The following is a 14,031-nucleotide window of genomic DNA, read 5'->3' on the forward strand; positions in this document are numbered from 1 at the left end:
AATCAGCTTAGTAGATAATAATCACGCAAGAAAGTAAAGAAATAACCTATGACAAATCGTAAAGACGATCACATCCGTTATGCCCTTAAGTACCAGTCGCCCTACAATAGTTTTGACGATATGGAACTTATCCACAAGTCTCTACCAACTTATGATTTAGATCAGATTGACTTGTCCACACATTTTGCAGGACGAGATTGGAACTTTCCCTTTTATATCAATGCCATGACAGGTGGTTCTGCCAAAGGTGGTGCAGTTAATCGTAAATTGGCTGAGGTGGCCAGTCGAACAGGTATTCTCATGGTGACGGGTTCCTACAGTGCTGCTCTAAAAGGAGAAGCACCAGAATCCTTTGACTATCGTCAAGAGTTTCCAGACTTAGACCTAGCGACTAATATCGGTGTGGATAAGTCTGTGGACTTGGGGACTAAGACGGTGGAAGCCATGAATCCAGTCTTTTTACAGCTCCATGTTAACCTTATGCAGGAGCTCCTCATGCCTGAGGGAGAGCGTATTTTCCACACTTGGAAGGAAAATGTGGCGGCTTATGCACAGAAAATAGACTGCCCCCTTGTACTCAAGGAGGTCGGCTTTGGTATGGATGCGGAGACCATTCGTTACGCCATGTCTCAAGGCATCAAGACTGTGGATATCTCAGGTCGTGGTGGGACTAGCTTCGCCTATATTGAAAATAGTCGAGGCGGTAACCGAGATTACCTCAATAACTGGGGACAAAGCACCGTTCAGACCCTCTTGCAAGCCCAAGACCTTCGCGAGGATGTGGAAATCCTAGCCTCTGGTGGCGTGCGAAACCCACTCGATATGGTCAAATGTCTGGTTCTAGGAGCAAAAGGTGTTGGCCTCTCACGAACTGTCCTTGAATTGGTGGAACGTTACCCTGTGGATAAGGTTGTGGCTATTGTCAATGGCTGGAAGGATGACCTTCGTCTTATCATGTGTGCCCTTGATTGTCGAACTGTAGATGAGCTCAAATCTGTTGATTACATTCTACATGGTAAGCTACAAGGAACTTATATCAAGCAAGGAAAGTAGGAAAGAGCTAAGTGCTCTTTTTTTCTTTTATAAAGATGGTAAAACAATTTCTCTAGGCGATGATTATTATGAAGACATCACCTTAACTTCATTCAAAGAATAATAATTACGTTCTTGATTTGACTTGCTTCTAGCGAGCAAAGCGAGCGCTTAACGAGACTTTCCGCTGTGAGAAAAGTTCTAGAAATACAAGTATTTCTAGAACTCGGAATTTTTGAGAGTAAAACAGTTTGGGGAACTGTTTTAGCCTGAGCCTAGAAATTAAAAAGTGAAGGGGCTCAAAAATTAGTCATGGAGCTTCGAAGAAGTTCGCTGACGTCCCTACTCACTTAAGGAAAGTCTAAAAAAATCCATTTTACAAAAGAATATCTTACAAAAAAGAGCGGAAGCTCTTTTTTTATTACCCACTCAAGCAAAAAAGTAACTTTTCCCCTTGACAAGTTACCGCCTTAGGAGTATTATTTTCAGTGAAATACGGTAGGTGAGGCTACCACAAGGATACGGATGACTACCGCAAAGCAGTGGAGACACTACTCGTTGGTCAACAGTCCTGATTGCCAAGGTCAAGACTAAGCTCATTTCATCGCCTTGCGGAGCTAAAGCTTGAACGGTCCATTTTTTGACAGAATCTATTAAAAAATCAACCTCGAGTTTATAGAGTCTTACCTGTATATGGGTAGGACTCTTTTCTTTTGTCTGAGGTTCACCCACTATGTAAAAAAATGAAAGGAGAAACCTATGAGACTAATCGACGATCACCCCGAACCGCACCTAACCAGTCAATCGCTGATTAGTGTCTTAGGGACTCCATAAGTGATTGGCTCCTGATTAAATAAGGAGATTCCAATGTCAACAAATAAAGAAAGACTTATTGCTGCTCTTCAAGAGCCACTTGAAACAACCCTTACTCGCTACAAGACTCATTTGGATGGCTTGAAGGAAGACCAAGTAGAAGAAAACCGTGACCTTTATGGGGAAAATGTCATAACCAAAGGACAAGAGGATTCTATCATCAAAAAGATTTATGAATCTATCATCAATCCCTTTACTGTTATTCTCTTAGTCATTGCTCTGGTTTCCTTTATCACCAATGTCTGGCTTGCTAAACCGGGTGAAGAAGACCCAACGACTTCTATCATCATTGTCACTCTAGTTTTGATATCTGGTGGTATCCGTTTTATTCAAGAACTTCGTAGCGACAAGGCTGCCAGTAATTTGTCTCGCATGATTGTCAATACAGCAACAATACTTCGAGATGGCAGTGAGCAAGAAATCCCAATTGATGAAATTGTGGTTGGAGATGTGGTCAAACTAAGTGCGGGAGATATGATTCCGGCTGATGTGGTCTTACTAGATTCTCGTGATTTCTTTGTTCAACAGTCTGGCTTGACAGGTGAAAGCGATGCTGTGGAAAAAGCTTGTCTGGCTAAAGCAGATGGTCAAAATCTAGAGAGCCTGCTTGAAAGTGAGAGCCTTGCTTTCATGGGAACTAATGTTATCTCTGGTCGTGCAACTGCCTTGGTTTTAGTTGTTGGTGATGAAACCATGATGGGAGCAATTGAGCAGACCATCAATACTTATGACGAACCAACTTCATTTGAACGTGAGATGAATTCCATTTCTTGGCTCTTGATTCGACTCATGTTGGTTATGGTTCCTGTTGTTTTTGTGATTAACGGTTTAACAGATGGGGACTGGCTTGAAGCCGGCGTCTTTGCCCTTAGTGTGGGAGTCGGTTTGACCCCAGAAATGTTGCCGATGATTATCACAGCCAGTCTTGCCAAGGGTTCTATCATTATGGCCAAGGAAAAGGTGGTCATCAAAAAACTTAATGCTATTCAAGACCTAGGGGCTATCGACATCCTTTGTACGGATAAGACAGGAACCCTGACTCAGGATGAAATCGTTCTTGAGTACCCTCTTGATATCCATGGTGACCTTGACCTATCAGTACTTCGGAGAGCCTATCTTAATTCTTATTTCCAAACTGGCTTAAAAAATCTTATGGACCGTGCCATTATTAGCCGAACTGAAAGAGAAGCTAAGAAACATGACATCGTTCGTGACCTTGACCAGACCTTCCACAAGATTGATGAGCTACCTTTTGATTTTGAACGTCGTCGCATGAGTGTCATTGTTCAAGACACTGATGGATTTGTTAGCATGGTGACAAAAGGTGCCCTTGAAGAAATGCTCTCTGTTTCTAACTATGTGGAATACAAGGGAGACATTATCCCATTGACTGACGATGTTCGTGAGGAAGTCCTTGCGGAAGTTGCACAGTTGAATGAACAAGGTTTGCGTGTTCTCGGTGTTAGCTACAAATCACAACTTAATGAAAATGACGTCTTTAGTGTTGAAGATGAAAGTGATATGATTTTGACGGGATATCTTGCCTTCCTTGACCCACCAAAACCATCAGCAGCACCTGCTATCAAGGCTTTGGCGGAATATGGTGTGACCACAAAAATTTTGACTGGAGACAATGATAAGGTGACACAGGCTGTCTGTGAAAAAGTTGGTCTAGATGTGACGCACATTCTACTTGGAAGTGATCTTGATACCATGTCAGATCAAGATTTGGCTAAGGCTGTGGAAACGACAACAGTCTTTGCTAAGTTATCCCCAGACCAAAAGGCACGAATTATCCTAAGCCTTAAGGAAAATGGGCATAAGGTAGGCTATATGGGTGATGGTATCAACGATGCCCCATCCATGAAGGTGTCAGATGTGGGGATTTCTGTGGATACAGCTGTTGATATCGCCAAAGAAACTGCAGATGTTATCTTGCTTGATAAGGATTTAATGGTCTTGGAAAAAGGTTTGGTTGAAGGACGGAAGGTCTATGCTAATATGACCAAATATATCAAGATGACCGTTTCTTCAAATTTCGGGAATATCTTTTCTCTCCTCTTTGCCAGCATTTTCTTACCATTCCTACCAATGGCACCTGTGCATTTGATTGTCCTAAATCTTGTCTATGATATCTCTTGTATCGCCCTTCCATTTGACAATGTGGACAAGGAATTTCTTAAAGAGCCACATATCTGGGAAGCCAAATCAATCATGCGTTTCATGGCTTGGATAGGACCTATTTCGTCCGTATTTGATATTTTGACATATATCTTGCTCTATTTCATCATTGTGCCAATGATTTTGGGGCATGGCTATGTTCATGGTTCACCAGAAGCAGCAGCCTTTATCATTATTTTCCAAACAGGTTGGTTTATCGAATCTATGTGGTCTCAAACCATGGTTATCCACATGTTACGTTCACCAAAACTACCATTTATTCAAAGTCACCCAGCACTATCAGTTGTTGTGACAACCTTATTTGCTGCTTTCTTTGTGACTTCTCTTCCATACAGTCCATTGGCTAGTCTCTTAAAACTCAGCCATCTAAACGGTCTCTATTTCATTCTCTTGTTTATCATCATTACTTTGTATATGCTTAGTGTTACCTTTGTGAAGCATATCTATATTAAGAAATACAAAGAATGGTTATAGGATAACTATTCTTAGAAAAAGAGCGTCAGCTCTTTTTCATTACCTTTCATTCTGCCAAAACCTTTTCATTTATGGTATAATAGGGCGATTATAGATAATCAGAGGCCCTAAAAAACGTCAGTTATGAGGACATATTTTCTAAGAAATGAGAGACTATGTTTTCAAGGCCCCTTTCTTTCGTAGGCTATCCCAGTGGGAGGTGGAGGCCCTGAGATTTGGGGCTCAAGGCTAAGACCGTCACGAAAGAAATCATCACAAAAAAATATTAAGAAGGAAAAAGAAAATGAGTAATTACGCTATTATCCTTGCTGCGGGTAAAGGAACTCGCATGAAATCAGATCTTCCAAAAGTATTGCACAAGGTTTCGGGCATCACTATGCTTGAGCACGTCTTCCGTGCAGTTTCAGCTATCGAACCAGCTAAAAACGTTACTGTTATTGGTCACAAGGCTGAACTTGTTCGTGAGGTTTTGGATGGTCAATCTGCCTTCACTATGCAAACTGAGCAGTTGGGGACTGGTCACGCAGTAATGATGGCTGAAGAAGAGTTGGCTGGACTTGAAGGGCAAACGCTTGTTATCGCCGGTGACACGCCTTTGATTACTGGTGAAAGCCTTAAAAACCTTATTGATTTCCATGTTAATCACAAAAATGTTGCCACTATCTTGACTGCAACTGCAGACAATCCATTTGGTTATGGTCGTATTATCCGTAACGAAAATGGCGAAGTGACTAAGATTGTTGAGCAAAAAGATGCCAACGAATTCGAACAACAGGTCAAAGAAATCAATACAGGGACTTATGTCTTTGACAATAAACGTCTCTTCGAAGCACTTAAAAATATCAACACTAACAACGCTCAAGGGGAATACTATTTGACTGATGTTATTTCTATTTTCCGTGAGAATGGTGAAAAAGTAGGTGCCTTCACTCTTCGTGACTTTGAAGAAAGTCTCGGGGTTAACGACCGTGTTGCCTTGGCTACGGCAGAAGATGTTATGCGTCGTCGCATCAACCAAGCTCACATGGTTAATGGTGTTACTTTCCAAAATCCAAACGCTACTTATATCGATGTGGATGTGGAAATTGAGCCAGACGTTGTCATTGAAGCCAATGTTACGCTTAAAGGGCAAACTAAAGTCGGTGCAGAGTCAGTGCTTACTAATGGTACTTATATTGTTGATTCAACTATCGGTTCCAAAACGGTTATCACTAACTCTATGATTGAGCACTCAATGGTTGAAGAAGGTGTTACCGTTGGTCCATTTGCCCATGTTCGTCCAGATTCAACCCTCAAAAAAGATGTTCATATCGGTAACTTCGTTGAGGTTAAGGGGTCTACTATCGGTGAAAATACCAAGGCTGGTCACTTGACTTACATTGGTAATGCGGAAGTTGGTTCTGACGTTAACTTTGGTGCTGGAACAATTACCGTTAACTATGATGGTCAACATAAATTCAAAACTCAAATTGCTAACAACGTCTTTATCGGAAGCAATTCAACCTTGATTGCACCGCTTGAAATCGGGGACAATGCACTTACAGCAGCTGGTTCAACCATTACAGAGAATGTTCCAGCGGACAGCGTAGCCATTGGACGTGGCCGTCAGGTCAATAAAGAAGGCTACGCTACTAAAAAGCCTCATCACCCAAGCCAACATAAGTAGGCTTAAGCCTATCTAAGTCTTACTTCTATTTGAGAGATGATTTAGATTGGGGTCATAGATTAAAGGAGTCAATTCATGGAGTTTGAAGAAAAAACACTCAAACGTGAGTCAAAATTTAAGGGACATATTTTTGAAGTTGCAGTAGACGAGGTCCTCTTGCCAGACGGTAAGACGGCTGGTCGTGAGCTCATCTTCCACAAGGGAGCAGTAGCTGTTTTAGCGGTTACCCCAGAAGGAAAAATCATTATCGTCAAACAATACCGCAAGGCTATTGAGGCGGTTTCCTACGAGATTCCTGCGGGTAAACTGGAAGTTGGTGAGGTTGGTGAAGAGATGGCTGCAGCAGCGCGTGAACTTGAAGAGGAGACTCAGTATAAGGGTGAACTTAAATTGATTCATGAGTTTTACACAGCCATTGGTTTCTGTAATGAAAAAATCAAGCTCTATGTGGCTACAAACCTCAAGCCTGTTGAAAATCCACGCCCACTTGACGAAGATGAGTTTCTTGAAATCTATGAGTTGACTTATGAGGAGTGTATGGAACTCGTAGCTTCAGGGGCTATCCAGGACGCCAAAACTATCATCGCACTCCAATACTATGCACTTCATTTTGGAGGAAAATAAGTTATGAGTAAGCCACTTTTGACTGACGATGTCATTGAGCAGGCTAAGCGTGGGGAAATCGATTTAGAGGAACAACCTTATTATGAGGACTATGATCAAGAGTTCTACGATGAGGATTATGAGGCTGATTACCAGCCTTCGGCCTACAAGAGCCGTCGAATTGAGAATGCTAAACGCAATCAATTTCAACACAAGCTTAATCGCATCCTCTTTTGGGTTGTGGTCCTCTTGATTATTCTCTTCATTGCTGTCTTTTATTTCTAAGAACTCTATGAGTCAGATAGCCCTAGCTACTGATTCAGGAAAGATTACAAGCTGAAAAGGAACTATATGAAAATCGGAATTATCGCTGCCATGGAGCAGGAGTTAGTGCTTCTAGTGGAGCAATTGGAAAATAAGGTTGAAGAAACTGTTCTTGGCGATACCTACTACACAGGACGCTTAGGAAAACATGATGTTGTTTTGGTGCAATCAGGTGTTGGTAAGGTTATGTCAGCCATGTCTGTGGCTGTCTTGGCAGACCATTTTGGCGTTGATGCCCTCATTAACACTGGTTCTGCTGGAGCAGTAGCACCTGGACTTAAAATTGGAGATGTGGTTGTGGCGTCAAAATTAGCCTATCACGATGTTGATTTGACAGCCTTTGGCTATGATTATGGGCAAATGTCTATGCAGCCACTTTACTTTGAAAGTGACTCTACCTTCGTAGAGACTTTCGAAAAGGTCTTGGCTCAGGCTTCCATTGATTCTAAGATTGGGCTTATCGCTACGGGTGATAGCTTCATTGCGGGTCAAGACAAGATTGATGCTATTAAGGGGCATTTTCCAGAAGTCTTGGCTGTAGAGATGGAGGGAGCAGCTATTGCTCAAGCCGCACACAGTGTCAAAAAGCCTTTCATCGTTGTACGTGCCATGAGTGATACAGCTGCTCATGATGCTAACATTACCTTTGATGAATTCATTATTCAGGCGGGAAAACAATCAGCTGCTATCTTGGTTGAGTTTCTCAAAGAACTTGCCTAAAATACATTAAATGAGTGCTTATGCTCATTTTCTTAATTAATTTAAAGACGACTGCTATTCATTTAAGAATGGCAGTTTTTTTCTGCTTTTAGATAAGAAAACCTTCTCATTTTTTAAAGAAAAAATCTGAATTTTAGCATTTTTCAGACGGAAATTTAATTAAAATTATGTCAATAAAATGAGAAAGAAAAACAATATTAAAAGAGAGACTCCGATAGAAAGCTTATAATATAAGGGTTTGAAAATTTCACTATCTATTGATATCTTAGAAAGCTTTACAAAACCTCTAAAGGGGTAAATAATTATCTTGCAAAGTTCTGAAAATAGTGTATAATTCAGAATGAAAAGGGTTACAAAAATGTTAAGATTTGTAAAAATGGGAGGATAGAATCATGAATAACCGATTCGGTGATTCGAGGCAGCGTTTCTCCATCCGTAAGTTTACGGTGGGCGTTGCTTCGGTCTTACTTTCGTCTGCAGTTTTTGGTGTAAGTACCGCCAAAGCAGATCAAGCTGAAGAGCCTAAAGGCCAACCAGCGACGAGTGTGCTTGAGGAAGCCAGTGAGTCTGATGGTGGGGGCCAAAGGACAAGCACTAGTGCCTCAAGTCAAGAAGTGACAGCTGAACCTACCGTTCAAGCAGAAAGTACCAGTGCTATCTCAGTGACTGCTGTTTCTAGTGAAGTTGCGCTTCAAGAGCAAACGGTTGCAAGCTCTGAACAAAAGAGTACATCACAAGATAAGACTAGTGAGGGGCTCAGTGAGAAGCCAGTTACAGTCAATGAAACACGAGAAGCTAGCGCTAGCGACCTCGCTGCAGCAAACAATACGAGTTCCGCTTCGTCAGATAATTTCGGACTTAAGGTTACCAACCTAAGTCGCCCGATTCCAGCGGATGTCAAGGTGACAAAGACAGGAACTGAAATTAATGTTCAAAATCCTAACGTTGAGCTTCAATTTCCAGACGGAAATAGTATTTACTCAAGAAGTAAGGTTGTTTATCATGATATTTCATTCCCTAACGATATAGCTATTAATTCAGGTGACAAAGTTATCTTCACTCTTCCAAGTGAATTGCAATTTAAGACAAGCTATAGTGTTAATGTTTACAACCCTAATAACGAAGTTGTTGGTATTGCTCAGGTAGATCCTAAGAATAACAGTGTTGTAACCACATTTAATCATTATTTCGAAGATCACCCTATTGGGAAATATATGAATTTAGAGTTAGATACGCTTTATTCTGAAGCTCTCAAAGGTGGCGAAAAATTGCACCTCAATTTCAATGGTCATGTCGTTAATGTGACAGTTGGTTCTGCAAATCCTATTCCTGGTGACGAAGTCGTTGCTAAATGGGGTAGTCAGGACAAGAATGATCCAACCCTAATTAACTGGGGAATGCGTCTTAATTACGCAAGACGTGTCTTGAATAATCTTCAATTGATCGATACTTGGTCTGATAATCAAAGATTTGTTGATAATTCTTTAGAGTTACGTTACATTGATTCTGCTGAGCCATGGGTTGATAAGGGTTCAGCTATGGAATTGATTAAGAGTTTCTCTCATGACGATACTAAATTTGAGTTAAATCTTGGTCGTTTGGACCGTATGGTTTATGTTTGGTATCAGACACGATTGACCAACCCAGCATCAGATTCTAATAATCCTACGAATAAAGTTGACCTTCATGCAGATGTTGAGTCAAAAACATATACTTCTGAAGTACGTTTAGTTGGAGGTCGTGGAAATGCAGGTGGTGAACAAGAGGTACATTTCAATCTTGAATTAGCCAAAGAGTTGGCAGGTAGAGCCTTGAAAGATAAGGAATTTACCTTCAAATTGGTTGATATGACAGATAATAAGATGGTTGATCTTGGTGAAACAACCAATGATGCCTCTGGTAAAATTGTCTTCTCAAATCTTGTACTTAACCAACCAGGTACTTACCACTATCGTGTGACAGAAGTTCCTGGTAATGATAGTGACGTCGTTTATGATAAGCTCCAAGCTGATGTGACTGTCCAAGTAGCTAGAGAAACCACAGATGGCCGAGAAAAATTAGTGGCCAAAGTGGTTTATCCAGATGACGTTATCTTTAACAATAAATTGGTAACACCAGCCAAGGCCAAAATTACATTTGGTAAGGAATTGACCAAGGTAGGTGTTAAGCAAGATCTAAAAGCAGATCAATTCCAATTTGTCCTTAAAGACCGTTTTGGAAAAGTCCTTGAGACTGTTGGAAATACAGCTGACGGTCAGGTTGCCTTTAGTGAGTTGACCTTTAACAAGGTAGGTACCTACAACTACACTGTTGAAGAACTTGCAGGTAAGGATGATGCAATTGTCTATGATACGATGAAAGCTGCTGTTTCTATCACGGTAACACGTGATGGTGATGCTCTTGTTTCAACCGTAGTTAATCCAAAAGACACCATCTTTAACAACAAGTTTGTGACTCCAGCTAAAGCTGCTATTCAGTTCAGTAAGGAATTGACTAAGGCAGGTGTTAACCAAACTTTGACTGCTAATGAGTTCCAATTTGTCCTCAAAGATAGTGCAGGCCATATTGTCGAAACTGTTGGAAATACAGCTGATGGTCGTGTTGCATTTAGTGAACTTCACTTTGATAAGGCAGGAACTTACACTTATACTGTTGAAGAAGTTAAGGGAACTAACGAAGATATCGTCTATGATGGTATGAAAGCGACTGTCTGGATTACAGTGACCCGAGATGGCGATGCTTTGGTATCAACGGTCGCTAATCCAAAAGACACTGTCTTTAATAACTTTGTTAAAGAAGTGCAACCAGCCAAGGCCAAATTCGAATTGACCAAGGTTCTTACGGGCCGTAACCTCAAAGATGGTGAATTTAGCTTCGTTCTTAAGGACGACAAGGGTAATGTTATCCAAACAGTGACCAATAATGCACAAGGAAACATTAGTTTTGAAAACATTGTCTATGACAAACCAGGTGTTTACTACTACACTGTTGAAGAAGTCAAGGGCAATGAAGCCGATGTGGTTTATGATAACATGGTAGCTAAATTCCAGGTGACTGTTACCAAGACTGTGGGTGAAAAGGAAAATCTGCTTGTAGCAGCAGTTCTCCTTCCTTTGGATACAGAATTTAACAATAGTTACATTCCTCCTACACCGCCAACACCACCGACACCACCAAGTGTCCCACCTAAACCACCAGTGGTTCCGCCGACACCACCAACACCGCCTACTCCACCAGTGACGCCAAAACCAGCTAAGCCAGTTCAATCCTCTGAGAAATCAGGACCTCAACTTCCAGAGACTGGTCAAGCTAACGATACTGCCTTGCTTGCCCTCGGTGTGGCAGCAGAAATGGCAGCAGTCATGGGTGTAGCATATAGCCATCGTCGCCGTAAAGACGTTTAAGATGATGACCTAAAAGATCGAGAATGCTCGATCTTTTTTAGTGTTGGAATGCCTATCTCATTAAATGAGAAATCAAGATAAAGCCAACTGCAGGATGAAATTTCTACTAAATTAAGCTATAATGAGGAGTATGAAAGTTCTACTTTATCTTGAAGGAAAATCGGTTCTTGAAAAATCAGGAATCGGACGGGCTCTCCACCATCAGATGCATGCCTTGGACTTGGCGGGGATTCCCTATACGACGGACATCTTGGGTGATTACGATGTCGTTCATATTAATACTTATGGTCCACGTAGCTTGATGTTGTTGCATGCTGCAAAACGCCGTGGCAAGAAGGTCATCATGCATGGTCATTCGACACGTGAAGACTTTGAGAATTCATTCATCGGTTCTAACCTTTTGGCCCCACTTTTTGGGAAATATTTGGCCCACATGTATCAAAAGGCCGATTACGTGATTACACCATCTGAGTATTCCAAAAAATTGATTCAGTCTTACGGAGTTACCACACCAATCATTGCTGTTTCAAATGGGATTGATCTGAAAAAATACGGTAAGGATCCACGTAAGGAAGAAGTTTTCCGAGACTACTTTGGTATCGAGGAAGGACAGCCAGTGGTTATTTGTGCGGGTCTTTATTTCCAACGCAAGGGAATTGAAGATTTCGTCAAGGTTGCTGAAAAGATGCCTCATGTTCGTTTCATTTGGTTAGGTAGTATCAGCAAATGGCTGATTCCTAAGAAGATTCGAGACATTGTCAATGGTAAGCATCCTGATAATGTCAGCTTCCCAGGTTACTTCAAGGGAGCTGTCTTCCAGGGAGCTATGAGTGGTGCTAATGCCTTTTTTTTCCCGTCCTATGAGGAAACCGAAGGAATCGTAGTGCTAGAGGCCTTTGCCAGTCACCAACATGTGGTTTTGCGTGATATTCCTGTTTATGAGGGCTGGGTTGATGACAAATCTGCTTCATTCGGGCATAACGTGGATGAATTTGTAGTAGCCTTACAAGATATTATCGATGGTAAAGTGGACAAACGTGAAGAAGGTTACAAGGTTGCAGAAAGTCGCTCGATTGATGATGTGGCTCAGAAACTTGTTGAAGCCTACAAAGAAGTATTGGAGATTTAAATGCGTATCGGATTGTTTACAGATACCTATTTTCCACAGGTATCAGGTGTTGCGACCAGTATTCGCACGCTGAAGACGCAGTTGGAAAAAATGGGGCACACAGTCTTTATCTTTACCACGACTGATAGAGATGTTGACCGCTATGAAGACTGGCAGATTGTCCGTATTCCCAGTGTGCCTTTCTTTGCTTTTAAGGATCGCCGAGTGGCTTATCGTGGCTTTTCTAAGGCTCTAGAGATTGCAAAACAATACAAGCTTGATATTATTCACACGCAGACAGAGTTCTCCTTGGGGCTTCTAGGGATTGCCATTGCGCGTGAACTTAGGATTCCTGTTGTGCATACCTATCATACTCAGTATGAAGACTATGTCCGCTATATTGCCAAAGGTATGGTCATCCGTCCAAGTATGGTTAAGTACATTGTTCGTGGCTTTATGAGCGATCTGGATGGGGTTATCTGTCCGAGCGAGATTGTTTATGACCTTTTACTCAAGTACAAGATTGCTGCTGAAAAACGGGTCATTCCAACAGGCATTGAACTTGAGAAATTCCAGCGTCCAGAGATTACCGAAGAAGATGTAGCGGACTTGAGAGCCAAGCTTGGTATTGCTTCGGATGAAACCATGTTGTTGAGCTTGTCTCGTGTCTCTTATGAGAAAAATATCCAAGCAGTTCTGGCGGCTCTACCTTCGGTTTTAGAGGAAGACGATAAGGTTCGGTTAGTTGTTGCTGGCGATGGCCCTTACCTACCAGACCTGAAGTCCCAAGCCAAGAAACTTGGTATTCTGGATAAGGTGGTTTTCACAGGTATGATTGCACCTGGCGAAACAGCTCTTTACTATAAGGCTGCTGATTTCTTCATCTCGGCATCAACCAGTGAGACTCAGGGATTGACCTATCTGGAAGCCTTGGCTAGCGGTACTCCGATTATTGCTCATGGAAATCCTTATTTGGATAATGTGATTACGGACCAGATGTTTGGAACGCTTTATTATCATGATAATGATTTAGCTGGGGCCATTTTGGAAGCAGCCATTGCAACGCCAGAAAAAGACGTGACTAAGTGGGCTGACAAGCTTTATGAAATTTCTGCGGAAAACTTTGGAAAACGTGTCTATGAGTATTACTTGGATCTCACGATTTCTAAGGATTTCCACAATGATTTGAATGGTGAAGATAGTACCATGAAACGCTTGACGCGTATGGTGACTTACTTGCCAACCAAGGCCATTGCCTTGCCTGTTAACGGCTCTGTTCGTATCATCAAAGGCTCTGCTAAACAGGTCAAGAAAATCAAAAATATCACGAAACTATTGGATTAGGAAAGCTATCAGATTTTCCTAGTCAGATAAAATCTTAGAATTGATTAATAAAAGAGATAATTAGCTTGAAAAATTACAGTTTCATGCTATAATAACGCATAGAGACATATCAGTCATGGGAAATCTTTCAGAGAGCGTGTGTCGCTGGGAATCACGCAGAGGACATGATTGGGACTACTCGATAAATTTTTTATGCAAACATAAAACGGTGGCCACGTTAGAGCCAATCAGAGGTGTAGGACAGACGCATTTTTTGTCGTACACGAACTAAGGTGGAACCACGTTGCGACGTCCTTTTGAGG

Annotated in this window: 9 protein-coding genes and 1 riboswitch; all 9 genes read left to right on the top strand. The window is 41.6% G+C overall.

The genetic code is table 11. The features are described 5' to 3' along the window. The first annotated feature begins 48 nt into the window (after positions 1–48). The 9 genes from fni to HMPREF2637_RS07170 all read left to right on the top strand — a co-directional run bounded on the left by fni (position 49) and on the right by HMPREF2637_RS07170 (position 13,729). Positions 49–1,053, top strand: a complete 1,005-nt coding sequence (fni, locus tag HMPREF2637_RS07130; RefSeq protein WP_064524880.1) for a type 2 isopentenyl-diphosphate Delta-isomerase — start codon at positions 49–51, stop codon at positions 1,051–1,053. A gap of 466 nt (positions 1,054–1,519) precedes the next feature. After that, a riboswitch (M-box (ykoK) riboswitch) is annotated at positions 1,520–1,675 on the top strand. Positions 1,676–1,899: 224 nt separating this feature from the next. Further along, complete coding sequence (mgtA, locus tag HMPREF2637_RS07135; RefSeq protein ID WP_037602064.1) at positions 1,900–4,560, top strand: magnesium-translocating P-type ATPase; 2,661 nt, start codon at positions 1,900–1,902, stop codon at positions 4,558–4,560. A gap of 283 nt (positions 4,561–4,843) precedes the next feature. Continuing rightward, the gene (glmU, locus tag HMPREF2637_RS07140) at positions 4,844–6,226 is read left to right on the top strand and encodes a bifunctional UDP-N-acetylglucosamine diphosphorylase/glucosamine-1-phosphate N-acetyltransferase GlmU (RefSeq protein WP_064524882.1); all 1,383 of its coding nucleotides are present in this window, start codon (positions 4,844–4,846) and stop codon (positions 6,224–6,226) included. A gap of 75 nt (positions 6,227–6,301) precedes the next feature. After that, on the top strand, positions 6,302–6,850 hold the full coding sequence (locus tag HMPREF2637_RS07145; protein ID WP_064524884.1) for an NUDIX domain-containing protein: 549 nt from the start codon (positions 6,302–6,304) through the stop codon (positions 6,848–6,850). A gap of 3 nt (positions 6,851–6,853) precedes the next feature. After that, positions 6,854–7,114 carry a cell wall synthase accessory phosphoprotein MacP gene (macP, locus tag HMPREF2637_RS07150; protein WP_037601533.1) on the top strand — a complete coding sequence of 87 codons (261 nt, stop codon included), beginning with the start codon at positions 6,854–6,856 and terminating at the stop codon, positions 7,112–7,114. 66 nt (positions 7,115–7,180) lie between these two features. Beyond that, on the top strand, positions 7,181–7,873 hold the full coding sequence (locus HMPREF2637_RS07155; RefSeq protein ID WP_064524886.1) for a 5'-methylthioadenosine/adenosylhomocysteine nucleosidase: 693 nt from the start codon (positions 7,181–7,183) through the stop codon (positions 7,871–7,873). A 392-nt stretch (positions 7,874–8,265) separates the two neighbouring features. Continuing rightward, the gene (locus HMPREF2637_RS07160) at positions 8,266–11,277 is read left to right on the top strand and encodes a Spy0128 family protein (protein ID WP_064524888.1); all 3,012 of its coding nucleotides are present in this window, start codon (positions 8,266–8,268) and stop codon (positions 11,275–11,277) included. A gap of 130 nt (positions 11,278–11,407) precedes the next feature. Further along, positions 11,408–12,406 carry an LTA glycolipid anchor biosynthesis glycosyltransferase, IagA/BgsA family gene (locus HMPREF2637_RS07165; protein ID WP_004182965.1) on the top strand — a complete coding sequence of 333 codons (999 nt, stop codon included), beginning with the start codon at positions 11,408–11,410 and terminating at the stop codon, positions 12,404–12,406. Next, positions 12,407–13,729 carry a glycosyltransferase family 4 protein gene (locus tag HMPREF2637_RS07170; RefSeq protein WP_064524890.1) on the top strand — a complete coding sequence of 441 codons (1,323 nt, stop codon included), beginning with the start codon at positions 12,407–12,409 and terminating at the stop codon, positions 13,727–13,729. It begins immediately after the preceding gene. The last annotated feature ends 302 nt before the right edge of the window (positions 13,730–14,031 follow it).

Origin of the sequence: Streptococcus sp. HMSC065H07 (assembly GCF_001837325.1) — a bacterium.
In the GTDB taxonomy this organism is placed as follows: domain Bacteria; phylum Bacillota; class Bacilli; order Lactobacillales; family Streptococcaceae; genus Streptococcus; species Streptococcus salivarius_H.